The 23,541-nt window shown below is 67.6% G+C and carries 22 protein-coding genes; 6 read left to right on the forward strand and 16 right to left on the reverse strand.

Annotated features, from left to right (window positions below; translation table 11 throughout):
• Position 1: 1 nt before the first annotated feature.
• The 11 genes from ACZ9J7_RS06615 to ACZ9J7_RS06665 form a co-directional block, all read right to left on the reverse strand.
• Positions 2-703 carry a 3-oxoacid CoA-transferase subunit B gene (locus ACZ9J7_RS06615; protein ID WP_476208039.1) on the reverse strand — a complete coding sequence of 234 codons (702 nt, stop codon included), beginning with the start codon at positions 701-703 and terminating at the stop codon, positions 2-4.
• 1 nt (position 704) lies between these two features.
• Positions 705-1,394 carry a 3-oxoacid CoA-transferase subunit A gene (locus ACZ9J7_RS06620; RefSeq protein WP_476208041.1) on the reverse strand — a complete coding sequence of 230 codons (690 nt, stop codon included), beginning with the start codon at positions 1,392-1,394 and terminating at the stop codon, positions 705-707.
• The gene (locus ACZ9J7_RS06625; protein ID WP_476208042.1) at positions 1,394-2,608 is read right to left on the reverse strand and encodes a thiolase family protein; all 1,215 of its coding nucleotides are present in this window, start codon (positions 2,606-2,608) and stop codon (positions 1,394-1,396) included. Before ACZ9J7_RS06625 ends, ACZ9J7_RS06620 begins: the two co-directional genes overlap by 1 nt.
• Complete coding sequence (gene pcaC, locus ACZ9J7_RS06630; RefSeq protein ID WP_476208044.1) at positions 2,605-3,045, reverse strand: 4-carboxymuconolactone decarboxylase; 441 nt, start codon at positions 3,043-3,045, stop codon at positions 2,605-2,607. Before pcaC ends, ACZ9J7_RS06625 begins: the two co-directional genes overlap by 4 nt.
• Entirely contained in the window at positions 3,042-3,860 is an 819-nt protein-coding gene (locus tag ACZ9J7_RS06635; RefSeq protein WP_476208046.1) for an alpha/beta fold hydrolase, read from the reverse strand. The genes pcaC and ACZ9J7_RS06635 overlap by 4 nt, the downstream gene beginning before the upstream one ends.
• Positions 3,853-5,331 carry a lyase family protein gene (locus ACZ9J7_RS06640; protein ID WP_476208048.1) on the reverse strand — a complete coding sequence of 493 codons (1,479 nt, stop codon included), beginning with the start codon at positions 5,329-5,331 and terminating at the stop codon, positions 3,853-3,855. Before ACZ9J7_RS06640 ends, ACZ9J7_RS06635 begins: the two co-directional genes overlap by 8 nt.
• On the reverse strand, positions 5,328-5,882 hold the full coding sequence (pcaG, locus tag ACZ9J7_RS06645) for a protocatechuate 3,4-dioxygenase subunit alpha (RefSeq protein ID WP_476208050.1): 555 nt from the start codon (positions 5,880-5,882) through the stop codon (positions 5,328-5,330). Before pcaG ends, ACZ9J7_RS06640 begins: the two co-directional genes overlap by 4 nt.
• 5 nt (positions 5,883-5,887) lie before the next feature.
• The gene (gene pcaH / locus ACZ9J7_RS06650) at positions 5,888-6,760 is read right to left on the reverse strand and encodes a protocatechuate 3,4-dioxygenase subunit beta (protein WP_476208051.1); all 873 of its coding nucleotides are present in this window, start codon (positions 6,758-6,760) and stop codon (positions 5,888-5,890) included.
• A 51-nt stretch (positions 6,761-6,811) separates the two neighbouring features.
• A complete protein-coding gene (locus ACZ9J7_RS06655) occupies positions 6,812-8,683 on the reverse strand; it encodes a bifunctional sugar phosphate isomerase/epimerase/4-hydroxyphenylpyruvate dioxygenase family protein (RefSeq protein WP_476208053.1) in 1,872 nt (623 codons plus the stop codon).
• A complete protein-coding gene (locus ACZ9J7_RS06660; RefSeq protein WP_476208055.1) occupies positions 8,683-9,564 on the reverse strand; it encodes a shikimate dehydrogenase in 882 nt (293 codons plus the stop codon). Before ACZ9J7_RS06660 ends, ACZ9J7_RS06655 begins: the two co-directional genes overlap by 1 nt.
• Positions 9,565-9,717: 153 nt before the next feature.
• On the reverse strand, positions 9,718-10,575 hold the full coding sequence (locus ACZ9J7_RS06665) for an IclR family transcriptional regulator (protein WP_476208057.1): 858 nt from the start codon (positions 10,573-10,575) through the stop codon (positions 9,718-9,720).
• Positions 10,576-10,804: 229 nt separating this feature from the next.
• On the opposite strand from ACZ9J7_RS06665, the gene ACZ9J7_RS06670 reads away from it, so the two are divergent.
• The gene (locus ACZ9J7_RS06670; protein ID WP_476208059.1) at positions 10,805-12,124 is read left to right on the forward strand and encodes an MFS transporter; all 1,320 of its coding nucleotides are present in this window, start codon (positions 10,805-10,807) and stop codon (positions 12,122-12,124) included.
• 116 nt (positions 12,125-12,240) lie between these two features.
• On the opposite strand, the gene ACZ9J7_RS06675 is transcribed toward ACZ9J7_RS06670, so the two are convergent.
• Positions 12,241-13,326 carry an ATP-dependent DNA ligase gene (locus ACZ9J7_RS06675; RefSeq protein WP_476208061.1) on the reverse strand — a complete coding sequence of 362 codons (1,086 nt, stop codon included), beginning with the start codon at positions 13,324-13,326 and terminating at the stop codon, positions 12,241-12,243.
• Between the two features lie 52 nt (positions 13,327-13,378).
• The gene (locus tag ACZ9J7_RS06680; RefSeq protein WP_476208063.1) at positions 13,379-14,302 is read right to left on the reverse strand and encodes an AEC family transporter; all 924 of its coding nucleotides are present in this window, start codon (positions 14,300-14,302) and stop codon (positions 13,379-13,381) included.
• A 152-nt stretch (positions 14,303-14,454) separates the two neighbouring features.
• Between ACZ9J7_RS06680 and ACZ9J7_RS06685 the strand changes: the two genes are divergently transcribed.
• A complete protein-coding gene (locus ACZ9J7_RS06685; RefSeq protein ID WP_476208064.1) occupies positions 14,455-15,681 on the forward strand; it encodes a pyridoxal phosphate-dependent aminotransferase in 1,227 nt (408 codons plus the stop codon).
• Between the two features lie 122 nt (positions 15,682-15,803).
• Positions 15,804-16,040: a hypothetical protein gene (locus tag ACZ9J7_RS06690; RefSeq protein WP_476208066.1), complete on the forward strand. Its 237-nt coding sequence runs from the start codon at positions 15,804-15,806 to the stop codon at positions 16,038-16,040.
• A gap of 29 nt (positions 16,041-16,069) precedes the next feature.
• Here the strand turns inward: ACZ9J7_RS06690 and ACZ9J7_RS06695 are convergent, their stop codons facing one another.
• Genes ACZ9J7_RS06695 through ACZ9J7_RS06705 form a run of 3 tightly spaced genes read right to left on the reverse strand, consistent with a single transcriptional unit; the run spans position 16,070 to position 19,683 of the window.
• On the reverse strand, positions 16,070-16,897 hold the full coding sequence (locus ACZ9J7_RS06695) for a DUF1932 domain-containing protein (RefSeq protein WP_476208068.1): 828 nt from the start codon (positions 16,895-16,897) through the stop codon (positions 16,070-16,072).
• Complete coding sequence (ligM, locus tag ACZ9J7_RS06700; RefSeq protein WP_476208070.1) at positions 16,887-18,299, reverse strand: vanillate/3-O-methylgallate O-demethylase; 1,413 nt, start codon at positions 18,297-18,299, stop codon at positions 16,887-16,889. The genes ACZ9J7_RS06695 and ligM overlap by 11 nt, the downstream gene beginning before the upstream one ends.
• A gap of 34 nt (positions 18,300-18,333) precedes the next feature.
• Positions 18,334-19,683: an aminomethyl transferase family protein gene (locus ACZ9J7_RS06705; RefSeq protein WP_476208071.1), complete on the reverse strand. Its 1,350-nt coding sequence runs from the start codon at positions 19,681-19,683 to the stop codon at positions 18,334-18,336.
• A gap of 206 nt (positions 19,684-19,889) precedes the next feature.
• On the opposite strand from ACZ9J7_RS06705, the gene ACZ9J7_RS06710 reads away from it, so the two are divergent.
• Genes ACZ9J7_RS06710 through ACZ9J7_RS06720 form a run of 3 tightly spaced genes read left to right on the forward strand, consistent with a single transcriptional unit; the run spans position 19,890 to position 23,527 of the window.
• Positions 19,890-20,987: a 4-oxalomesaconate tautomerase gene (locus ACZ9J7_RS06710; RefSeq protein ID WP_476208072.1), complete on the forward strand. Its 1,098-nt coding sequence runs from the start codon at positions 19,890-19,892 to the stop codon at positions 20,985-20,987.
• 37 nt (positions 20,988-21,024) lie between these two features.
• Positions 21,025-21,990 carry a VOC family protein gene (locus tag ACZ9J7_RS06715; protein ID WP_476208073.1) on the forward strand — a complete coding sequence of 322 codons (966 nt, stop codon included), beginning with the start codon at positions 21,025-21,027 and terminating at the stop codon, positions 21,988-21,990.
• Between the two features lie 46 nt (positions 21,991-22,036).
• Entirely contained in the window at positions 22,037-23,527 is a 1,491-nt protein-coding gene (locus ACZ9J7_RS06720; RefSeq protein WP_476208074.1) for an aldehyde dehydrogenase family protein, read from the forward strand.
• Positions 23,528-23,541: the final 14 nt, after the last annotated feature.

Below are 23,541 nucleotides of genomic sequence, written 5' to 3' on the forward strand. Positions count from 1 at the left end.
CCTAGGACGCGCCCGGGTCCTGGCGTCCGGTGGCGGGTGCGGCCTTGAGCGGGACCGGTACCAGTTCCTGGAGTTCCTCGAGGGTGCAGCCGAAGGTTTCGCGGACGGAGACGCCGTCGGGGCCGGTGAGGAAGACTCCCTTGTCCGTGTAGACGCGGGTGACGCAGCCGACGCCGGTGATGGGGTAGGTGCAGGCGTCCACGATCTTGGAGGCCCCTTCCCGGGTCAGGAGGGTCATCATGACGAAGACGTCCTTGGCGCCGGTGGCGAGGTCCATGGCGCCGCCGACGGCGGGGATCGCCCCGGGTGCCCCGGTGTGCCAGTTCGCGAGGTCCCCGGTGGCGGAGACCTGGAAGGCGCCCAGGACGCAGATGTCCAGGTGCCCGCCGCGCATGATCGCGAACGAGTCCGCGTGGTGGAAGTAGGACGCACCGGGGAGTTCGGTGACGGGGATTTTGCCGGCGTTGATCAGGTCGCCGTCGATCTGGTCGCCCTTGGCTTCCGGGCCCATGCCCAGCATGCCGTTCTCCGTGTGGAGGGTGATGTCCTGTTCCTCGGTGAGGTAGTTAGACACCAAAGTTGGCTGGCCGATGCCCAGGTTCACGAAGGACCCGGGCGCGATGTCCCTGGCCACCAGTTTGGCCAGGTCATCGCGGCCCAGCGGCGTTTCGGACGTCTTGATGCTGGTTTCGGTGAGGCTCATCTCAGGCCGCCTTTCCTGCTGCGCTGCCGCTGCCGGCAACTTTGACGATGCTGTTGACGTAGATCCCCGGGGTGACCACGTTCTCCGGGTCCAGTCCCCCGGCCGGGACGATTTCGGACACCTGGACGATGGTGTGCTTCGCGGCCGCGGCCATGATGGGACCGAAGTTCCGGGCGGTCTTGCGGTACACCAGGTTGCCCTTGCCGTCGGCCTTGAGGGCCTTGACCAGGGCGACGTCGGCGTGGATGGGGGTCTCGAAGACCTGCCACTTGCCATCGAGGAAACGGGTTTCCTTGCCCTCGGCCAGCATGGTGCCGTAGCCGGTGGGGGTGAAGAACCCGCCGATGCCGGCCCCCGCGGCGCGGATGCGTTCGGCGAGGTTGCCCTGCGGGACGAGTTCGAGCTCGATTTCGCCGGCCTTGTATTTGGCGTCGAAGTGCCAGGAATCGGACTGCCGCGGGAAGGAGCAGATCATCTTCTTCACCCGGCCCTCCTTGATCAGCAGGGCCAGGCCCTGGTCGCCCTGGCCGGCGTTGTTGTTCACCACGGTCAGGTCCGTGGCGCCGCAGTCCAGCAGCGCGTCGATCAGTTCGAACGGCTGGCCGGCGTTGCCGAACCCGCCGATCATCACGGTGGAGCCGTCCTTGATGCCGGCGACGGCGTCCTGGACCGAATCTACGAAGTTCAGCATTACTGGTCCTTTCCAGCGGTGGTTCCGGCAGCGGTGACGTTTTCGAGTACGACGGCGAGGCCCTGGCCGACGCCGATGCAGATCGCGGCGACGCCCCAGCGTTCGCCGGAGGCCTGCAGGGACCGGGCTAGGGTGCCGAGGATCCGGGTGCCTGAGGCGCCCAGGGGGTGGCCCATGGCGATGGCCCCGCCGTGCCGGTTCACGATGGAGGGGTCGATGCCCCAGGCGTTGATGCAGGCCAGGGACTGCGCGGCGAACGCTTCGTTAAGTTCGACGGCGCCCACCTGGTCCCAGCCGATGCCCGCCTTCGCGAGGGCCTTGTTCGCCGCCTCCACCGGTGCGTAGCCGAAGTACTGCGGATCATTGGCGTGCGCGCCGCGCCCGGCGATACGCGCCAGCGGGTCCAGCCCCAGCAGCCCGGCGGCCGCCTCGGAACCGATCCAGGCCGCGGAGGCGCCGTCGGACAGCGGGGACGCATTACCGGCGGTAACAGTGCCGTTCTCTGCCCGGAACACGGTCTTCAGGCCCGCGAGCTTCTCCGCCGAGGAGCCGGGGCGCACCCCTTCGTCCCGCACCAGGTCTGTGCCGGGGACCGGGGTGACCAGGTTGTCGTAGAACCCTTCGTCCCAGGCGGCGGCAGACAGGTTGTGCGAGGCAGCGGAGAACTCGTCCTGCGCCTCCCGGGTCACACCGTACTTTTCACGGAGCCGCTCGGTGGCCTCGCCCAGGGAGATGGTCCACTCCTTGGGCATCGCCTTGTTCACCAGGCGCCAGCCCAGCGTGGTGGACGCCAGGGTCATGTCCCCGGCCGGGTAGGGCTTCTCCGTCTTGGGCAGCACCCACGGGGCGCGGGACATCGACTCGGCGCCACCGACAAGCATCAGGTCGGCGTCGCCGGCGTTGATCTGGCGGGACGCAATAATGGCCGCATCCAGTGATGACCCGCAGAGCCGGTTCACCGTGGTGCCCGGGATGGAAACCGGGAGCCCCGCCAGCAGCGTGCCCATCCGGGCGATGTTGCGGTTCTCCTCACCGGCACCGTTCGCGTTGCCGAACACCACCTCATCGATCCGCTCGACGTCGAGGGACGGCGCCCGCTTTACGGATTCCTTGATCACGTGCGCCGCAAGATCGTCCGGACGGACGGCGGCAAGGCCGGAGCCGAACTTGCCGAAGGGGGTGCGCACAGCGTCGTACACAAAAGCCTGGTTCACGGGGTGGTATCCATTTCTCGAAAGACCTGCTGGGCGGTCTTGAAGGCGGTGTTCGCGGAGGGGACTCCGCAGTAGATGGCGGTCTGCAGCAGGATTTCCTTGATTTCGTCCCTGCTGAGGCCGTTCCGGAGGGCGGCGCGGATGTGCATGGCCAGCTCCTCCCAGTGGCCGTGCGCCACCATGGCGGTGATGGTGACCGCGGAGCGCATCTGGCGGGTCAGGCCGGGCCGGGTCCAGATGCCGCCCCAGGCGATGCGGGTGATCATGTCCTGGAAGTCGTCGGTGAATTCGTCCTTGTTGGCGTTGGCGCGGTCCACGTGCGCGTCACCGAGCACTTGGCGCCGGACCGCCATGCCGCCGTCGTAGATCTCCTGGCTGGTGGCGCCTGGCTGGACCACGCCGTGGCGCTGCGCCCCGTCGTGTTCAGCGCCGCTCACTGGGCGGCCTGCCGTGATTCGGCCCAGGTGGCCAGGCTGCGCATCAGGTCTGCAATATGGGCCGGGGCCTCCGCGGGTGCCAGGTGGGAGATGCCCTCCACGGTCACCGCAGTCGCGGTGCCGCCCGCTGCGGTGATACCCGCTGCCACTTCCTCGGCCATGGCGGGCGTGGCCACACCGTCCAGGGCGCCGGCGATCACCTGGGTGGGGACGGTGATGCTGCCCAGCTCTTCCCGGACGTCGAAGGCGGCCAGCGCTTCGCAGCAGAAGGCGTAGCTGAAGCGGTCGGCGTCGCGCAGGGCGTGCAGGAGCCTGCTGCTGAACTCGGGTTCCCGGTCCATGAAGCCCGGCGCGAACCAACGCTGGGCGGACCCCTGGATCATCACGGGCGTGCCCTGCGTACGGACGGTTTCCGCGCGCTCGAGCCAGCCTTCGGGGGTGCCGATCTTGGCGCCGCTGTTCTGTACGGAGAGGCTCTTCAGCCGTTCACCGTGCTTGATGCCCAGCTGCAGGCCCACCGCGCCGCCCAGGGAAACCCCGGCGTAGTGGAAGTTTTCGCCGGGGGCGATGGAGTCCACTAGGTCCACCACGGCGTCAGCGAGCGCGGCGACGTCGAACCCTTCGCCGGCGGCTGGCGACACCCCGTGGCCGGGGAGGTCCCAGGCCACTACGTCGTAATCATTGCCGAGCAGGGACGCCACCCTGTTCCACAAGATCGTGGAGGTGCCCAGGGACGGGCCTGCCACGATCAGTGGGTGGTCGCCCAGGGGACGTTGGGGGGACAGCAGCGCTGCCTTCAAGGCTGGCTTAGCCACGGGAAGCTCCATTCGCGTCGGTGGTGGTGGAATCAAATTCGGGGTAGGCGGCAAGGATGCGGCGGGTGATCTCCGCCGATTGGCCCAGGTAGCTGGCGGGGTCCAGGAGTTCCTCCAGCCGGGCGTCCGGGACGACGGCGGCGGGGACGGCTTCGCGGAACAGCCTGCGGTACGTTCCGGCTTGCTCCGAAGGAGGTGCTTCGAGGGTCCGGTCCACCACCTGTTGCAGCTGCTGCTTGCCGGTGCGCCCGTCCTGCTCCGCAAGCAGCGGAGCCACGGCGGCGGTGACGCCTTCGGCCAGCAGCAGCGGGCCGGACAGGTCGAGGTTGCGGCGCATGCCGTCCGGGAACACCCGGAGCCCTTCGGCGAGTTCCCGTAGGTGTCCTGCTGCGCCGAGGGCCAGCGCCAGCAGCTGGCGGAGGGCCGGCCATTCGGAGTGCCAGGCGCCGTCCGGGCGTTCGTCGTTGAAGTTGGCGGCGGCCACATGCAGCTGGGCGGCAAACTGCGGTGCCTGGAGGGCGGCGCTGCGCACCAGGACGGACAGCACCGGGTTCTGTTTCTGCGGCATGGCCGAGGAAACGCCGCGCCCGGCCGCCCGCGGCTCGGCGACTTCAGCCACCTCGGGCCGGCTCAGGAACAGGACATCGGCGGCGATCTTTCCGAAGGCGTCCAGCGTGGAAGCCAGCGCATGGCCCAGGGACGTGATGGCCAGGCGGTTGGTGTGCCAGGGAGCAGCGGCCGGGGCGAGGCCCAGCTGGGCCGCCAGGGCGTCGGCCAGGGTGAACGGCGTGGCGTCGGAGCCAGCCGTCAGCACGGTTCCGGCAGCGAGTGTGCCCGCCGCTCCGCCGAACTGGACCGGGAATTCAAGGTTTTCCAGTTGGCGCCCTGCGGCAGCCACGCCCTGGAACCACTGCGCGGCCCGCAGCCCAAACGTATACGGAAGCGAATGCTGCGTCAGGCTCCTGCCGACGCACAGCGTGTCCGCATGCTGCCCGGCAAGGTGTGCCAGCGCGGCCGTGGTGCCTTTCAGGTCCGCCAGCACCGCGTGGACGGTGTTGCGGGCCAGCAGCATCAGGGCAGTGTCCAGCACGTCCTGGCTGGTCAGGGAGGTGTGCACGGCCTTTGCGGCACCAATTCCGGCGGCATCGAGCGCCGCTACGTTCTTCCGGAGGTCCGCCAGCAGCGGGATCACCGGGTTGCCGCCGCCTTGGGCGCGCAGCGCGATACCGGCCAGGTCGTAGCGTCCCGCCTCGGCGGCGGAGGCGACGACGGCGGCCGCACCGGCCGGTGCCAGCCCGGCCCGTTGCAGCACGGCGGCCCAGCCGGCTTCGACGGCGAGGATGGCCGCCAGCACTGCCCGGTCCCCCGTCAGCGCCGCCACCAACGGCGACGCTGAGACGGGGGTGAGCAGGCCGGCGTCGGCCTCTTCCGCGAGGGCGCGCAAGTCTCCCAAAGCGGCGGCGTGGGTCACTGGAAGTCCAGGAAGACCGTCTCGCCCTCACCCTGGAGGCGGATGTCCCAGGCGAGGCCGCCGTCAGGGTCGCGGCGGGCGATGAGCGTCTCCCGGCGCTCCGGCTCCAGCGAGCCCAGCAGCGGGTCATTGGCCAGCGCCTCAGTGTCCTCCGGCAGGTAGATGCGGGTGAACAGCCGGTTGGTCAGGCCGCGGGCGAAAAGGGCCACCGAAATGAACGGTGCCGCGCCCGGCTTGGTGGGGCCGGGGTTGACGGTGGTGAAGGTGAAGACGCCGGAGTTGCCCACGGCGCCGCGGCCCCAGCCGGTGAAGGTGTAGCCGTCGCGGACCAGGGAACCGGTGCGCTGGACAACCTTGCCGTCCGCGTCCGGCTGCCAGATTTCCAGGATGGCGTCCGGGATGGTGTGGCCGGCGCCGTCGTACACGGTGCCCTGCAGGCGGATGGAGCCAGGGAAGCCGGGAGGCAGGAGTTCGTTGTCCTTCTCGAACGGGAGCGCGTAGCCGTAGAAGGGGCCCACGGTCTGGCCGGGGGTGGGTACCAGTTTGGTCATCTTTCCTACTCCTCGTCGCCTTCGGCGCCGAGCGCCTCGTTTTCGGTCCAGGTGCGCTTCGGGCCAGTCAGGACGATGTCCCAGTTGTAGCCCAGGGCCCATTCGGGCTCGGTGATGCTGTGGTCATACGTGGCCACCAGCCGGTCGCGGGCGTCCTGGTCCACGATGGTCTGGTAGATCGGGTCCAGCGGGAACAGCTGGTCGCCGGGGAAGTACATCTGGGTGATGATGCGCTGGGTGAACTCGGTGCCGAACAGCGAGAAGTGGATGTGCGCCGGCCGCCACGCGTTCAGGTGGTTCTTCCACGGGTACGCCCCGGGCTTGATGGTGATGAACCGGTAAGAGCCGTCCGGGCCGGTGATGCAGCGGCCAATGCCCGTGAAGTTGGGGTCGATGGGTGCGGGGTGCTGGTCACGCTTGTGGATGTAGCGGCCGGAGGAGTTGGCCTGCCAGATTTCCACGAGCTGGCCCGCCACCGGGCGGCCGTCGCCATCCAGGACCTTGCCGGAGACGATGATGCGCTCGCCCAGGGGCTCGCCGTTGTGCTGGATGGTGAGGTCCGATTCCAGGGCGTGCACGTCCTGGTGCCCGAAGGCCGGCGAGTACAGCTCGATGGTTTCCGGGTCCGCGTGCTGCAGGCTCTTGGTGGGGTGGCGCAGGATGCTGCTGCGGTACGGCGGGTAGTCCAGCCGGGGCTGGATCTCCGGCTGGCCGCCGTCCTTGAGCGCGCGGCGGTAGGCCTCGCCGATGGCGTTGATCTCTGCGCTGAGGTCCGCCTGCGACTCGATGGCCTTGTCCAGGGGCTGGTGGGCAGCCTTCGGTTCGGCCGGGGGCACGAGCTCCTCCGACTCCAGCTCGGCGTTGATGTCTTCCTTCACGGCTGGCTCCTTTCTGATCTGTTGGGTTTGTTGCGTCTGGGTGGTGCGGGTTTAAGTGGTGCGGTGCAGCGATTCGTACTGGACCGCGTGCCGTACCGGGGCGTTCGGGGCGCCGTAGCCGTCGTAGCCGCCGCGGCGTTCGACCATTTCGAAGAACACGCTGCCCACGGTCGCGGTGTAGAAGTGCAGGAACTCGCCGTCGGCATCCCGGTCGAAGAGCAGGTTGAGCTCCTGCAGGGTGGCCAGGAATCCGGGTTCCAGGTCGAACCGGGCATCCAGGTCCTCGTAGTAGTTGGCCGGGATCTGCAGGAATTCCAGGCCGCGCTCCCGGGCGGCCCGGGCGGTGGCCACGAGGTCCTCCACGGCGAAGGCGATGTGTTCCTGGTAGGTCTTGCGGGCCTCGTGCCGGGCCTGCTGGATCGGGGCGAGGTTCAGGACCAGCCGCACCGCGCCGTCGGAGGTCTGCATGACCTGCGAGCGCACCAGCCCGCTGGGGCTGGGAACCTCGGCGAATGGCTGCGGCTCCAGGGCCAGGGCGCTGGTGTAGAAGAGGACGGCTTCATCGAAGTGCTGCCAGGGCTGGGCCAGGTTGACGTGGTCGATGACCGCCGTGGTTCCGGCCGAAGGGTGTTCCAGCCCTTCGCCGAATTCGTGCGTCCAGGCCGCGGTGCCGTCCGGGCTGCCCTGGCAGAGGAAGATCTCGGTGGAGTCCGGCGCGGCGATGCCCTGGAACACTTCCTCGTCCGCCTGGACCTTGCGGGCCACCACGGGGGCCTTAAGCTGCTGGGCGCGGGCTGAGGCGATCACGGGGGAATCGACGTCGAATCCGAGCGCCGCGATGGCCGGCTCAGCGTGCTGCGCGGCCTGTTCGTTGATGATGACCCGGGCCTGCCCCATGGTCCACAGCTGGACGTCCTTGGTACGGTGGCGGCCTTCGAACTGGAAACCGAGCTGGCCCAGGAGCTTCTCCAGCTGGGCGGTATCGTCCGCTTTGACCTCGGCGAAGTTGAAGCCGGCGGGTTCGTTGACCTTGGGCAGCGTGGCAAGTTCCATGGGATAGCGACGGCGGAGCGCGGCTGCGGTGCCGGGTGCGGCTTCGGTGCCGGCGAGCCATTTGGCACTTTGCTCCTCCAGCCAGATCAGGGACCGCATGGCATCCACCGCGGTGCGCTCGACGTCCGACTGGCGGAAGACGTCGTTGAACACCTCGAGCGAAACCGGCCCGGTGTAGCCGGCGCGGACCACGTGGCCCATGAACTTGGCCAGCTCGAACTGTCCCTCGCCCGGGAACACCCGGTAGTGGCGGCTCCAGGACAGGACGTCCATGGAGAGCTTGGGGGCGTCCGCCACCTGGACGAAGAAGATCTTGTCGGCGTTGATGTCCTCGATCGGGGCAGTGTCCCAGTCGCGGGAGAGGATGTGGAAAGAGTCCAGGCAGGTGCCCAGGTTGGGGTGGTCCACCATCTCCACCAGGCGGTAGGCATGCTCGTAGTCGTTGACGTACTTGCCCCATGCCAGGGCTTCGTAGGCGACTTTGACGCCGTGGTCCCCCGCCAGGTTTGCCAGCTGCGCCAGCTGTTCGGCGCGGACGCCGTCATCGTCGATGGTGGCGGTGGCCACGTTGGAGCAGACCAGGATGGTGTCCATGCCCAGGCGCGCCATGAGCTTGAACTTGGCCTCCGCGCGCCGGAGGTTGGCCTTGAGCAGGTCCGGGGTGACGCCGTCGAAATCGCGGAAGGGCTGGTACAGGTCCAGGCCGAGGCCCAGGTCCGCTGCCATCCTGCGTACGTCCTCGGGGCTCAGCGGTGAGGTGACCAGGTCCTGCTCGAAGATCTCAATCCCGTCAAAGCCGGCGATGGCGCAGGCCTGCATCTTTTCCTTCAGGGTGCCGGACAGGCACACGGTGGCGATTCCGGTGCGCATCAGGCGGCCACCGCCTCGGCGGCCACAAGCTCCAGGAAGTGGGAGCGCATGCGTTCCGGGTCAGCGTCCAGCCCGGTGAAGATCCGGAAGGCGTCGGCTGCCTGGCCCACCGCCATCCGGCCGCCGTCCAGGACCTCGCAGCCCTTGGCGCGGGCGCCGCGGACCAGTTCGGTGTCGATGGGGCGGTAGACGATGTCCGCCACCCAGTGCCGGGGCTCCAGCAAATCCATATCCAGCGGGACGCCCGGGTGGGCTGCCATGCCTACCGGCGTGCAGTGCACCAGGCCGTCGGCCACGCGCATCAGCTGCGGCAGCTCCGTCGTCGTGCGTGCCGTCACGGTGCTGTCCGGGAAGAAGCCTGCCAGTTCGGCGGCCCGCGCCGCGGCGCGCTGCGGATCCATGTCCACCAGGTCAAGGGATTGCACACCTGCGCTGAGGAGGGCGTAGGCGACGGCGGAGCCGGCACCTCCTGCGCCGAGCTGGACCACGCGGTCCAGCCGCGCGCCGGGCAGGCCGGATGCCAGGGCGGCAGCAAAGCCGGAGAAGTCCGTGTTGTGGCCGATGAAGCGGCCGTCCCGGATGACCACGGTGTTCACGGCACCGAGCCGCCGCGCGTCCGGGCTGACCTCGTCCAGGTGCTGCAGGACCAGCTGCTTGCAGGGATGGGTGATGTTCAGGCCGTTGAAGCCCAGGGTGCGGGCACTGTCCAGGATGGCGCCCACCGATTCCCCGGTCAGCCCCAGTTCCAGCAGGTCGATGGGCCGGTACAGGTAGCGCAGGCCCTGCACGTCACCTTCCCGTTCGTGCATGGGCGGCGTGAGCGATGGCGTGACGCCGTCACCAACCAGTCCCACCAGGTAGGACTCAGTTCGAATGCTCATGCGTGCAGCTCCTTTGGTACGGCACCGGGCAGGCGCGGACTCAGGCCGCGCTGCGGGGTGATAGGGATTACAGTACAACAGATGTTCACTTATCGCACTTATGTTCTTTATACGAACAAACGGGTGGCGAGAAGTGGGCGTGCGCCGAGCGCGCTATCGCTGCGGCAGCCGGGCCGCCAGCTCGGCGGCAGCCTCCTGCAGCAGGGGAACATGGGCGATCAGGTCCGCCAGGTCCAGCCGGAAGACGGGAACCGCCGTTGCCAGTGACGCGAAGGCGTGACCCTGGCTGTTGAGCAGCGGCACGGCAACCGCCCGCATGCCGGCCTCATTCTCTTCATCCATGACGGCGTACCCCTGCCGACGCACCTGGGCAATCTCGGCCCGGAACGCCTCCCGGTCCGTGATGGACTTCCCGGTCAGCGGCTCAAGCGGCAACTCTGCGAGGAGCTTTTCGCGCTCCGCATCCTCGGCGAATGCCACCAGGGCCTTTCCGACGGCGGTGGTGGACAGGGATCCCAGGTGGCCGGGGTCGCTGGTCACCCGGAAAATCTGCGGGCCGTCCACCTTGCTGACAGTGAGATGGTGGAGGCCGTCGCGGACGCTGAGGATGGTTGCTTCACCGGTTTCGGCAGTCACCCTGCGCAATACCGGCATGGCCGTGCCGGCGAAACCGTGGTGGTTGGAAACGCGCTGGCCCAGCTGGAAGATCCGGAGGCCGAGGTGGTACCGGCGGCCATCCGGCTCGTAGTCCACGAATCCATCGCGCGCCAGTGATCCGAGCAGGCGGTAGGTGGTGCTGAACGGCAGTTCCGCCCGGCGGGATATTTCGGCGGCACTTGCACCGCGAGGCTCCTCCCCCAGCAGCACCAGCAGCCCCAGGGCTTTGCCCACCATGTCCGTGCGGTCCGCCGCCTTCCTGGCGCCCGCCCTAGTTCCACCCTCGGGCTCTTCGGCCAGCGCGGCTGGGTCCGGCTGAACGTCGTCGTTCATTGTGGCTTGGTTCACACTCATGCTTCGATATTGCCACAATGTGAGAGCTATTTCTAGATGGTGATTATTTTCTTGACAGGTGACTGTCCTCACAGTCATAGTTTCTGTATCGCACAAGTAGCTCCCACCATGTGGCTACCCCTGCCGGGTCTTTCTACCGGACTCCAGCCGCATCCCCGCCCGCACCAAGGCAACGGCGGCTGCGACCCCAGATCCATCCGCGACAATGTCGTCACACCAAAGGAACACCATGAGCCAGACACTTCCGTCCGCCGGGGAGGGCGCCCTCACCCACGCCGGGACGCCCAAGAGGGCCGCCGTCGCCAGCTTCCTGGGCAGCGCCGTCGAATACTATGACTTCTTCATCTTCGGCTCCGCCGCAGCACTGATTTTCCCCACGGTCTTCTTCCCCAACGCCGATGCCAACGCATCCATCATGTCCTTCGCGACCTTCGGGTTCGCCTACGTGGCACGTCCCATCGGCGCGATCATCCTGGGCCACTTCGGCGACCGCGTGGGACGCCGGAAGGTCCTGATGTTCACCCTGCTGCTCATGGGTGCCTCCACCTTCGTCATCGGCTGCCTGCCCGACTTCCACACCGTTGGCTGGTGGGCTCCGGCGCTGCTGGTGCTGGCCCGCCTCTGCCAGGGCCTCTCCGCGGCAGGCGAGCAGGCAGGCGCGTCCTCCATGACCCTGGAGCACGCCCCGGACAACCGCCGCTCCTTCTTCACCTCCTGGACCCTCACCGGCACCCAGGGCGGCCAGATCCTCGCGGCCCTGGTGTTCATCCCCGTCCTGGCACTGCCGGATGAGATCAAGTACGGCATCGGGTGGCGAATCCCGTTTTGGCTCAGCGCCGTTGTGGTTATTGTTGCGTTCCTGATCCGCCGCACCCTGCACGAGCCGCCCGCGTTCGAGGAAGCCCGGAAGAACGCCGAGATCGCCAAGCTTCCCGTGGCGGACCTGCTCAAGGGCCACTGGCGCGACGTCCTCCGCGTTATCTGCTGCGCCTTCATCGCCGCCGTCTCCACCGTGTTCGGCACCCTCGCCATCAGCTACGCCAAGACCGTTGCCGGCGTGGACGGCACCACCACCCTCTGGCTGGTCGTGGCCGCCAATATCGTGGCCCTGGGCACGCAGCCGCTCTTCGGAATGCTGGCGGACAGGATCGGCCGCAAGCCCGTCTTCATCTACGGTGCCCTGGCCAGCGCCATCCTGACCCCCGTGTTCCTGCTCAGCCTGGAATCCGGCAGCGTCGCGCTGATGTTCCTTGCCGCCATCGGCTACTTCTCCGGCGGCTATGCAGCAGCAAACGCCGTCTGGCCGTCCTTCTACGCCGAGATGTTCAGCACCAAGGTCCGCTTTTCCGGCCTGGCCATCGGCACCCAGCTGGGCTTCCTGATGGCAGGGTTCGCCCCGGCAATCGTCGCCGCCATGGGCGGCATCAAGCCCGGCGGCTGGGTCCAGATCAGCATCTTCACCGCCATCATCTGCGCCGTCGCAGCCGTATCCGCCCTGACGGCAAAGGAATCCTTCCGGACACCCACCAAGCTGCTCGGCCTGAAGTAGGCCGTCCGCCGCGCACAGACTGGCCCGGTTTTCAGGCCGGAGAGCCCGCCATTCCCCCAAATGGCGGGCTCTCCCCCGTTAAAACCGGGCCCGTCTGTGCGGGCACACCGCTGCGGCTACCGGCCGGTCTCCAGCACCGAGGCGAGGTCGAAGTTCACCGGCTCCTCCAGCTGCGCATAAGTGCAGGATTCCGGGTCCCGGTCCGGCCGCCAGCGGTTGAACTGGGCGGTGTGGCGGAACCGGTCGCCCTCCATGTGGTCGTAGCGGACCTCCACCACCAGTTCGGGCCGCAGGGGCACGAAGGACAGGTCCTTCCCGGCACTCCAGCGGCTGCCCTCGGCATTGCGCGGCGTCCGTTCGCCCTCCTCCTGCTTAGCCCAGGCCCAGGGGTGGTTGTCGAAGTCCGTCACCAACGGCTGCAGCTCCTGGAACAGCTCCTGCCGGCGCTTCATGGGGAAGGCACCAATCACTCCCACGCTGGCCAGGCCGCTGTCGTCCTTGTAGAGCCCCAGCAGCAGTGAGCCGATGGCGTCCGGGCCGCTCTTGTGCAGGCGATAGCCGGCCACCACGCAGTCCGCAGTCCGCTCATGTTTGACCTTGAACATCACCCGCTTGTCCGGCTCGTACCGGCCGTTCAGCCGCTTGGCCACGATGCCGTCCAGCCCGGCCCCCTCGAACTGCTCGAACCACTGCGCGGCGGTGTCCTTGTCCGTGGTGGCGGCGGTGAGGTGGACAGGCGCCTTGCTGCCGGCGAGCGCCTTCTCCAGCGCGGCCCGACGCTCCGCAAAGGGCCGCCCGGTGTAGTCGTCGCCGCCCAGGGCCAGGAGGTCGAAGGCCACAAAGCTTGCTGGGGTCTGTTCCGACAGCATCTTCACCCGGCTGGCGGCGGGGTGGATGCGCTGCTGCAGGGTATCGAAATCCAGCCGGTCCCCCGACGCCCCCACCAGGATGATCTCGCCGTCCACCACGCAGCGCGGGGGCAGGTTTTCCTTAAGCGCGGCCACCAGTTCCGGGAAGTAGCGGGTCATGGGTTTTTCGTTGCGGCTGCCGATTTCCAGGTCATCGCCGTCACGGAAAATGATGGACCGGAAGCCATCCCATTTGGGTTCGTAGCTGAGGTCTCCGCTGCCGGGGATGCCGTCGATGCCGCTGACGGCCTTGGCGAGCATGGGCGGGACGGGCGGCATCACGGGAAGTTCCATGTGCCCATTCTTGCCCGGCCGGCGGCCCGGGCGGTAGGGCGGCGCGCCCGCTTCAGGCCGCCAGCAGCCACACGACCAGCACCAGCACCGGTGCAGCGGCCGCCGTGGAGAGCAGGATGGTCTCCCGCGCCACGGCCACCCCGCGCCCATACTTGCTGGCGAACAGGAACACGTTCTGGGCCGAGGGCAGCGCAGCCATGAGCACCACCCCCAGGAGCATGTGGTGGTCCAGGTTGAACAGGAAGCGTCCGACGACGTATGCCACGGCAGGCATCACAGCGGACTTCAGCGCCGTGGCAGTGAGGATTTCGGCCGTGTGCCCGCCGCTCCGGAGCATCCTGGTGCCGCGCAGCGACATGCCGAAGGCCAGCAGCACCACCGGGACAGCAGCACCTCCGAGCAGGGTAAGCGGCGCCATCACCGGGGCGGGCAGCTCGACGTGGAACGCCGCCAGGACCACACCGAGGAGCGAGGCGATGATCATGGGGTTGCGGAAGGGCTGCGTGAGCATCAGCCGGGGCGAGAACCGGCCGGCTTCCGAGAGGTCCAGCAGGGTCAGGACCAGCGGGGCGAACAGGAGGAGCTGGACCAGCAGGACCGGGGCCACCGGGGTGGCATCCCCCAGGGCATAGAGCGTGATGGGGATGCCGATGTTGTTGGCGTTGACGTAGGAGCCGGCCATGGCACCCACTGCGGTCTCGGCCAGGGGCCGCCGGAACCAGATCCGGCTGGCGGCCACGTATAACAGCGCGGTGGCCGCCGCCGTGATCATGGACAGCGGAACATAGGCGGAAAACACCACGGACAGGTCCGATTTCAGCACCACCGTGAACAGCAGGACCGGGTTGGTGATGAAGAAGGCGGTGCGGGTCAGGGCGTTGATGGTGGGTTCATCGCCCAGGCCGCAGCGCGCCGCAAGGTATCCGACGGCAATGACGACGCCGATCACCGCCAGTCCGATCAGCACACCGCCCACGTGGGGTACTTCCTTCCCGTTCCGCCGTGCACCACCGCAGGAAGGCAGTACTACAAGTTCACAACTTATCGAATAAGGAACGCTCTGCCAGCACGCGTCCACGGACTGGCCTTCCCCGCCGCCCGTCGTCGTGCTTTATGAAAAGATCAACCATGCGCGCCATGCAACACTCCAGCAAACTCCGCAATGTCCGCTACGAACTCCGCGGTCCCATCCTTGAGGCCGCCAAGAACATGGAGGCTGAAGGGCACCGGATCCTCAAAATGAACCTCGGGGACACGGCACCTTTCGGGCTGGAAGCGCCCGAGTCCGTGGTGGTGGACATGATCCACCACCTTCGCGGTGCCCAGGGCTACAGCGATTCCAAGGGAATCTTCACGGCCCGGACCGCCATCTCGCAGTACTACCAGACCCGTGGCCTGATGAACATCGGGGTCGAGGACATCGTGGTCGGCAACGGCGTCAGCGAATTGATCTCCATGTGCCTGCAGGCCTTCATGGAGAACGGCGACGAAATCCTGGTTCCCGCCCCGGACTACCCCCTGTGGACCGCCGCCGTGACCCTGACCGGCGGCAAGGCCGTGCACTACATCTGCGATGAGGCGGACAACTGGTGGCCGGACATGGCCGATGTTGAAGCGAAGATCACCAACCGCACCAAGGGGATCGTGATCATCAATCCGAACAACCCCACGGGCGCCGTCTACCCAAGGCACATCCTGGAACAGTTCGCCGGCCTGGCCCGGAAGCACAACCTGGTCCTGTTCTCCGACGAGATCTACGAGAAAGTGCTCTACGGCGACGCCACGCACATCCATACCGCGGCCGTGGCCGAGGACGTCTGCTGCCTGACCTTCAGCGGCTTGTCCAAGGCCTACCGGATGCCCGGCTACCGTGCGGGCTGGGTGGCCATTACCGGTCCGCTGGCCGCCACCGCCGCCTACCGTGAGGCCCTGGAACTGCTGGCATCGCTGCGCCTGTGCGCCAACGTTCCCGCGCAGCACGCCATCCAGACCTGCCTTGGCGGGTACCAGAGCATCGACGCGCTGGTGAAGCCGGGCGGCCGGCTGCGCGAGCAGCGGGACCTTGCCCACAAACTCCTTACTGCCATTCCCGGCGTCACCTGCGTCCCGGCGTCGGGCGCCATGTACCTGTTCCCGCGCCTGGACCCGGACCTGTACCCGATCGAGAGCGACGAGAAGTTCGTGCTGGACCTGCTCCGGGACCAAAAGATCCTGGTTTCCCACGGTTCGGCGTTCAACTGGCCCGCGCCGGACCACTTCCGTTTCGTCATCCTCCCCTCGGTGCTTGACATCGAGGAAGCCGTCCGGCGGATTTCCACGTTCCTGGCCGCCTACCGCGGCGGGGCAGCTGCCTGAAACCGGGCGGGCGCGAAGAACTAACCGCGCCCTAACCGCGGGGAAACCGGCGCGCAACATTCCCGGCCCACACTGGTAGTGCAGGCAAGAGCCGGCACCAGCTCCAGCCAGGAGGCCCCGCGATGTTGAAGAAAGCGACCACGCATGTAACACGAGTCCGCGCCCTGGACCAGCTCCACCGCGGCGATGAAATCGAAGCCCGCCTGTCAGTGGGGCCCTCCTATGACGACGTGGTGATCCGCCGCGGCAGCGTGCAGGAAACAGCGCCCGGCATCGGCGTGGTCTGGATCCTTGACCGCATCAGCGGGGTGCGCAAAGCCATCAATACGGACGAGTGCAGCGTCTGGCGGCTGGCCTAGCGGGTCCGGGAAGACGGGTGCGGGCGTAGTCAGGAAGGACTGTCCGCAACCTGCCCCTCCTGCCGGTGCTGCGCCAGCGAGTGCAGCCACTCCATGGTGGCGTCAGTGACCGGGTGGGCGGCCCCCAGCGACTCAAGGAACTCCCGTACCTCAACCATCTCCGCTTCCCTCCGGACGGCATGCAGCCGCGTCCCCTCAAGCAACCGCGCCACCAGCGCATCGCCTGACGGGCCAAGTTCCGCTGCGATCTGGCTGATGATCCAGTCTTTTGCCCCGGCCGCCTCGGCGGCCGTGACCGCCTCCAGGACAGCCGCGGCCAGCCCCTTCATGAACACGCTGCGGAGCAGCTTCCGGCCGGCCGCAGCACCGGCTTCGCCGCCCGCGCCGGCCGCCGGAATACCCCATCCGGTGAAGAGTGACAGCAGAGCATCAGCCCCCGTGCCGCTAATCAGCAGGGGCGAATTGATCCGCCCGCGGGGAACGGGCGCCAGGATGGCGACGTCGGCGAACAGGACTCCGCTCCTGGCGGCCCGTTCCGCGAGCTGCCGCTTTTGGCCCGGTGCCGCGGTGTTCAGGTCCGCGAAGATGGCTTGCGGGTGCATGGCGGCCAGCGCCTCCGCAAGGACGGCGTCCGCCGCGGTGCCGCCCACCAGGCTGATCACCAGGCCGGCGCCGGCCACCGCTTCGCTGACACCAGGAGCCCGCAGCACCCCTGGCGGGACTGCCTGGACCACCGGGTCCGTCCCCGTCACCCGCAATCCACGGCCGGCCAGGTCCTCGGCATAGATGCTCCCGGCTTCCCCCAGGCCCAGGACGGCAACAGCGGGGCCGGCCGTTTCCGCCGGCCTAGCGGGCACCGGCCGCAGCGGTCCGCCAGCCGCCGTGGTATTCGGTTCGGGCTGTCACCGCATAGGGGGCGGGGCTGACGACGGCCCGGACACTGATCTGTTCATGCGGTTCCACGGTGGTCTTCCGGGATCCGCCGTCGGGTTCGCCCCAGACAACCCGCACCTCGGTACCGATCTCCACGTTGGGGTCCACCGTGGCCAGCGAGAGGCCGCGGCGTTCGTTGGCCGTCACGCCGGTGAAGAGCGACAGGCCCACCCCCGTCCCGTCGGCGTCGATGACGGAGTCGTAGTTGGACGACCCGTAGTTGGCGTTGGGGACGTCGAAGAACTGGTAGCCGGGCTTGTCGCGGTCCAGGAACGATGCCCAGATGGCGGCCAGGTCCTCGTCGTTCCAGGCGAGGGTGACCTTTTTCCGCTGCGCGGCGGGGTCGATCTGCTGGAGGGCGTCCCGGCCAATGAAGTCGTGGTCGAATTTCACGAAGGAGCCATAACCCAGCTCCCAGGGGGTCAGGTAGTAGTCCTCGATGTTGCCGGAGACAAACGAGCCGGCGAGCGCGTTGACCGCTTCATAGCTGGTTGCCGGCAGCCATTCACGGTAGGCGCGCTCGGCGTCGCTGCTGTAGATGGCCGGCAGCGGGGAGGGGATCCAGCCCGATTCCAGCGTGTTTGAGGAGTAGGCCCGCGACCCGCACGGTTCGAGGCCGAACTCAGCCCCGGCCTCAAGCACGGCATCCCGGATCTTCCCGTGCTGTTCGTAGGGTCCCCAGATTTCCAGCCCCGGGGCTCCCGCCATGCCGTGGCGCAGCGTGCGGACCTGTTCCCCGGCGATGCCCAGGTGGCCCATGTGGAAGAACTTCACCTGCTCCAGGGTCCCGCCGTTGAGCTTTTCGATGATCTGCCAGGCGCTGGGGCCCTGGATCTGGAAGCGGTAGTACTTCCGGCTGACGGCCTGGCCGTAGGGGCGTGACGGCGACCTGTCATCGTAGGTGCATTCGACGTCGTATCCGGCGGTTTCGGCATGGAACTGGAGCCAGTTGGCGGCCGGCGCGCGGCCCACGTAGACGAATTCCTGCTCTTCCAGGTGGAACAGGATGCCGTCGCCGATCACCCCGCCGTTGGAGGCCGTGGGCACGAACTGCTTGGCCGTGTTGACCGGGAAGTTGGCGAAGCTGTTGATGCCGGTATCCGAGAAGAGCCTCAAGGCATCGGGGCCCTTCACGAAGAAGTTGACCATGTGGTGGGACTGGTCATAGAGGACTGCCGTTTCACGCCACGCGCGCTGCTCGCGCCGCCAGTTGGTGAACTCTGCCGGGACCACCGGATAGATGTAGGTGCCAAGCTGGGAATTGCGCAGCAGTTCGACGGTGCTGCCCGCCGCATCGAGCACGTCCTGCAGGGATTTCGGGGCCATGGGCTGTTCTCCTTCGGTTCAGGGGTGGCGCAGTTCAGTGGGTGGCGCGGTAGCTCTCGCGTGCGTATTGCACGAAGGGAGCGGGGGCGACGGTGGCCCGGATGGTGACCTGCCGGTGGGGTTCCACCTGCAGTTTGGCGGAGTTGGGCTCTTCGCCCCAGAGCACGGTGACCTCGGCGCCGTCCTCCAGTCCGTCCACCGCCGCCAGGGAAACAAAGGAGTGCTCGTTGGCGATGTAGCCGCAGTCAAAGGACTGGCCCACCGTTACGCCACCCTGGAGCACCCGGTCCACCTGGAACAGGGCGTAGCGGGCCTTTGGCATGTCGATGTACTTGGCGGGAAGCCCGGGACGCAGGAGGGAACCCATCACGTCCTGGACGTCGTCCGGGTTCCAGACGAGTGTCACCTTGCGGCGGGAGGGTGTGCGGGAGAGCGCCTCCAGCGCCTCACGGCCCACGAAGTCGTGGTCGAATGCGACGGAGCGGCCGTACCCGAGCTCGTACGGGGTCAGGAAGTAATCCTCGATGTCCACTGAATCGAAACTTCCGCCGAGTGAACCGGCCGCTGACGCCGGGAGCCATTCGCGGTAGCCGCGCAACCGTTCGTCCGTAAAGACCGCCGGCACGGGCGAGGGCACCCACCCGGACTCAAGGTTCGCCGTCGAGTAGCCTTTAGCCCCCACCTGGGTCAGCCCGAACTCCCCGCCGGCCTGCAGCAACGCGTCCCTGACGCGTTCGCCCTCTGCCCAGGGGCCGAACAGCTCATAGCCGGGCTGCCCGGCCATGCCGTGCCGGATGGCCCGGACCTGCAATCCGGCGATGGGGAGGTGCCCCATGTGGAAGAAACCGAGCTGCGGCACAGGGGCGCCGGTGAGTTTTTCGACGAGGGCCAGGGCGGTTGGCCCCTGGAGCTCGTAACGGAACAGCCGGGGGTCACCGGCGCGGACGATCGAGTTTCCGTCCCGGGAGACCTCAACATCGTGGCCTCCGGTTTCGGCGTGGTACTGCACCCAGTCGATGGCCATCGGGTGACCCACCAGGTTGAAGGACTGTTCGTCGAGGTGTGCCAAAATGGCGTCCCCGATGAGCTGCCCTGAATGGTTTACCGCGATGAACTGCTTGGCACGGTCCACGGGAAAGTTCGCGAAGGAATTCACCGCGAGCCCGCGCAGCAACCCTTCCGCGCCCGGTCCGGAGAGGAAGAGATCGGTCATGTGGTGCGACTGGTCCAGGAGGGCACAGGCTGTACGCCAGGAATTCTGCTCGGAGCGCCAGTTGCTGAACTCGGCCCGCACGGGAAAAACGTGGGGGCTGGCCGGGGAATCGCGTAAAAGCTGGACCGGTGAAGCCGCCTGGTCCAGCGCCTCCTGCAAAGACCCTGTCACTGCGAAATGCCTGTCACTGCGAACTCCATCGTTCGGTCCACGGCGAGAAGCAGCCCCGGACGTCCAGTACCAACACGATTGCTAACAAAATTGTATCGGATGTCTTGACCAAAGTTCCAGAGCGTGGTTTTCTGGCACTGTCCGCCGGAAAGGACTGACCATGGGCCGCCCAGGCACCATGCCCGCCGTGGAACGCGAGGGTGCACATGCCCGATACAGAGGGGATCCCCTGCCTCCTGATGCGGGGCGGGACCTCCAAGGGTGCGTTGTTCCTGGCGTCGGACCTGCCTTCCGACCCCGCAGAACGCGACGACCTGCTGCTACGGATCATGGGTTCCCCTGATCCCCGCCAGGTGGACGGATTGGGTGGAGCGCACCCCTTGACCAGCAAGGTCGCCGTCATCGCGCCGTCTCCTGGCGCCGGCGCGGACGTGGACTACCTGTTCCTCCAGGTCGCTGTGGACGCCGCACTTGTCAGCAGCCGGCAGAACTGCGGCAACATCCTTGCCGCCGTCGGGCCCTTCGCCGTGGAACGCGGCCTGGTGCGGCCGGCCGACGGCCACACGGAAGTGCGCATCCGGATGCTGAACACGGGCAGCATGGCCACCGCACGGTTTGCCACCCCCGGCGGCGTCGTGGATTACGACGGCGGCCCGGCGGCAGGCGGTGGGGTGGCGATCGATGGCGTTCCGGGGACGGCGGCAGCCATCCGGCTCAATTTCGAGGGCACGGCGGGGTCTTCGACCGGCGCCCTGTTCCCCACGGGCAACGTGGTGGACCGCGCGGAGGGCGTGGACCTCACCTGCGTTGACAACGGAATGCCCACCGTCCTGATGCGTGCCGCCGATCTGGGCATCACCGGGAACGAGGCACCTGCAGACCTCGAGGCCAATGAAGGCCTGGCACAACGGCTGGCCGGGATCCGCCTCGCCGCGGCGGACCTGATGGGCATGGGCGATGTCAGCGCTGCCACCGTGCCCAAGCTGGTGCTGCTGGCGCCGCCACGGGAAGGGGGCGCCATTGCCACCCGCAGCTTCCTTCCCGTCCGGGTCCACACCTCCATCGGGGTGCTGGGAGCACTCACCGTCGCGGCCGGGGTCCTGGCCGCAGGATCCGTGGGCCATGACCTGGCCGCGCTCCCTTCGCCGGGGGAACCCTTCCGGGTGGAACACCCCACCGGGCACTTCGACGTCGAAGTGGCCATCGATTCCACCCCGGACGGCTACACCGTGACCCGCTCCACCGCCCTCAGGACGGCACGGAAGATTTTCGAAGGACGTGTCTTTCCGCGCCCGCGCCCCTGACGCCTGCCCAACGACCCCCTTTAGAGAGGACAGTTTCATGACCGGGTATACCTCGTTCGACGTCGCCCACCTGGGAAACGTGGAACTACTGACCCCCGTCTTCGAGGAAAGCCTGTGGTTCTTCCGCGACCTGCTCGCCATGCGCGTCGTGGCGGAGACCGGCAGCGGCGGCACGAAGTCCGCCTACCTTCGCACCTGGGACGAATACCAGCGCTACACCCTCAAGCTCACCGCCTCGGCCGATGCCGGCGTCGGGCGCACCACCTTCCGGACCACCAGCCAGGAGGCCCTGGAGCGCCGGGTCGCGGCCATCGAAGCCACCGGCCTGGGCATCGGCTGGGAAGAGGGTGAGGTGGGAACCGGGCCCACCTACTCCTTCCGGGACCCCGACGGGCACCTCATGGGCATCTATTACGAAACCGAGCGGTACGTGGCCACGGACGACAAACCCGCCCTGAAGAACCAGGCCTCGGCCTTCCCCGGCCGGGGCGTCAACGCCCGGCGGCTGGACCACATCAACTTCCTGGCCAAGGACGTGGTGGCCAACGGGGAGTTCGTGGCCCACGCGCTGTGCGGGCGGGAGAGTGAACGCATCCGGCTCGACGACGGCGGATACGCCGCCTGGTGGTTCCACTTCAACAACAAGTCCTACGACATCGTCTACTCCGACGACTGGCTCAAGCACGGCAACCGGCTCCACCACGTGGCATTCGCCCCCGATACCCGCGAGGACATCCTGAAGGCCGCGGACATCTTCCTTGAAAACGGCATCCACATCGAATCCGGTCCACACAAGCACGCCATCAACCAGACGTTCTTCCTCTACGTCTGGGAGCCCGGCGGCAACCGGATCGAACTGGCCAACGCCGGCGCCCGCCTGCTGCTGGACCCGGACTCGCCGGTGGTGGAGTGGAACCAGGAGGAGCGCCGGAAAGGGCAGGCCTGGGGCATGAAAACCATCGAGACGTTCCATACGCACGGAACGCCGAACGTCCGCCAGTGAGAAAATTAAGGGATCCCGGCAGTACCGCACAGAGAGGTGCATCATCATGACCAATACAGTGGACACGTCAGCCCCGGTGACCACCGGCCTCTTCATCGGAGGCGCCGAACGCCAGGCCGCCGCCACCATGGACATTGCCGATCCGGGCAAGCCCGGCACAGTGGTGGGCCACGCCGCGGCTGCCGGCCCGTCAGACGTCCAGGATGCCATCGCCGCGGCAAAGTCGGCCTATCCCGGATGGGCAGCGCTGGGTGCACAGGAGCGCGCGGACCGGATGCGGCAGGCACTGGAAGGCATCGCGGACTTCCGCGACGAGGATGCCGCCATCCTCTCGCAGGAAAACGGCAAGATCCGCATGGAAGCCTGGGTGGACTCGCTGGTGTTCGAGATCAGGTGGAACCTCGCGCTGGAACTGGCTCCCGACGTCGACACCGCCAAGGTGCTGCCGCCCGCGCCCGGAATTCCCGTCTCCACCTCGGTCACCTTCCAGCCCCTGGGAGTGGTGACGGTTATCGTGCCGTTCAACTGGCCCATCGCCATCCTTGCGGCCTCGCTGCCGCACGCGCTGCTGGCGGGGAACACGGCGATTGTGAAGCCGCCACCCACGGCGCCGCTGGCGACGACGCGCGTGGTCCAGCGGATTGCCGAAAAGCTGCCGCCGGGGGTGCTGAACGTGGTGACCGGCAAGGACGCGGACATGGCCGAGCTCATTACCAGCCCGGATATCGCCAAGGTCTGCTTCACGGGAAGCGTGGGCGGCGGCAAGCGCATCATGGAAATGGCCGCGAAGTCACTCACCCGGGTGACGCTTGAACTCGGCGGGAACGACGCCGCCGTTATCCTCGCGGACGCGGTCCTTGACGACACCCATCTGGACCGGCTCTATGCCGCGATCTTCGATACCACCGGCCAGATCTGCATGAACGCGAAGCGGGTCTATGTGCACCGTTCGCGACTGGACGAGGTGGTGGCGGGCCTCTCGCAGCGGCTGGAAAAGGCGGTCATTGGCTACGGGCTCGACGACGGGACCACCATGGGTCCGCTGCACTCCCCCGTGCAGAAGGCCTTCGTGGCTGAGCTCATCGAGGAGGCCAGGGAGGCGGACGCGGATGTCAGGGAGTTCGGCACCCTTCCGGCGGACCCTGAACTGCACGGCGGGAACTTCCTGCGCCCGGCACTCGTCATCGATCCGGACCCCTCACTGAGGGTTGTCACCCAGGAACAGTTCGGGCCGGTCATCCCCCTGATCCCGTTCGACACGGAGGACGAGGCGGTGGAGGCGGCGAATGCCACCTGGGCGGGCCTGTGCGGTTCGGTATGGACCGCCGACCCGGCAGCGGCCGGCCGCGTAGGCGGCAGGCTGGTCTGCGGCTACGTCTGGGTGAACGACCACGGCGCAACCCGGCTGGACCTGCGGGCGCCTTTCGGCGGCATGAAGCAGTCCGGCATGGGCCGGGAACAGGGCATCGAAGGGGTCCGGGCCTTCCAGGACACCCGCGCCATCGCTTATCTGGAACCGGACGCAGCACAAGGGTAGGGCCTGCGGGCATT

The organism is Pseudarthrobacter sp. TE9888, assembly GCF_056279345.1.

What these genes read in the sequence shown, in the direction of transcription:
- ACZ9J7_RS06615 (WP_476208039.1), bottom strand. Translation starts at nt 703, where the DNA reads ATGAGCCTCACCGAAACCAGCATCAAGACGTCCGAAACGCCGCTGGGC.
- ACZ9J7_RS06620 (WP_476208041.1), bottom strand. Translation starts at nt 1,394, where the DNA reads ATGCTGAACTTCGTAGATTCGGTCCAGGACGCCGTCGCCGGCATCAAG.
- pcaG (WP_476208050.1), bottom strand. Translation starts at nt 5,882, where the DNA reads ATGACCAAACTGGTACCCACCCCCGGCCAGACCGTGGGCCCCTTCTAC.
- ACZ9J7_RS06655 (WP_476208053.1), bottom strand. Translation starts at nt 8,683, where the DNA reads ATGCGCACCGGAATCGCCACCGTGTGCCTGTCCGGCACCCTGAAGGAA.
- ACZ9J7_RS06660 (WP_476208055.1), bottom strand. Translation starts at nt 9,564, where the DNA reads ATGAGCATTCGAACTGAGTCCTACCTGGTGGGACTGGTTGGTGACGGC.
- ACZ9J7_RS06665 (WP_476208057.1), bottom strand. Translation starts at nt 10,575, where the DNA reads ATGAGTGTGAACCAAGCCACAATGAACGACGACGTTCAGCCGGACCCA.
- ACZ9J7_RS06670 (WP_476208059.1), top strand. Translation starts at nt 10,805, where the DNA reads ATGAGCCAGACACTTCCGTCCGCCGGGGAGGGCGCCCTCACCCACGCC.
- ACZ9J7_RS06675 (WP_476208061.1), bottom strand. Translation starts at nt 13,326, where the DNA reads ATGGAACTTCCCGTGATGCCGCCCGTCCCGCCCATGCTCGCCAAGGCC.
- ACZ9J7_RS06685 (WP_476208064.1), top strand. Translation starts at nt 14,455, where the DNA reads ATGCGCGCCATGCAACACTCCAGCAAACTCCGCAATGTCCGCTACGAA.
- ACZ9J7_RS06690 (WP_476208066.1), top strand. Translation starts at nt 15,804, where the DNA reads ATGTTGAAGAAAGCGACCACGCATGTAACACGAGTCCGCGCCCTGGAC.
- ligM (WP_476208070.1), bottom strand. Translation starts at nt 18,299, where the DNA reads ATGGCCCCGAAATCCCTGCAGGACGTGCTCGATGCGGCGGGCAGCACC.
- ACZ9J7_RS06710 (WP_476208072.1), top strand. Translation starts at nt 19,890, where the DNA reads ATGCCCGATACAGAGGGGATCCCCTGCCTCCTGATGCGGGGCGGGACC.
- ACZ9J7_RS06715 (WP_476208073.1), top strand. Translation starts at nt 21,025, where the DNA reads ATGACCGGGTATACCTCGTTCGACGTCGCCCACCTGGGAAACGTGGAA.
- ACZ9J7_RS06720 (WP_476208074.1), top strand. Translation starts at nt 22,037, where the DNA reads ATGACCAATACAGTGGACACGTCAGCCCCGGTGACCACCGGCCTCTTC.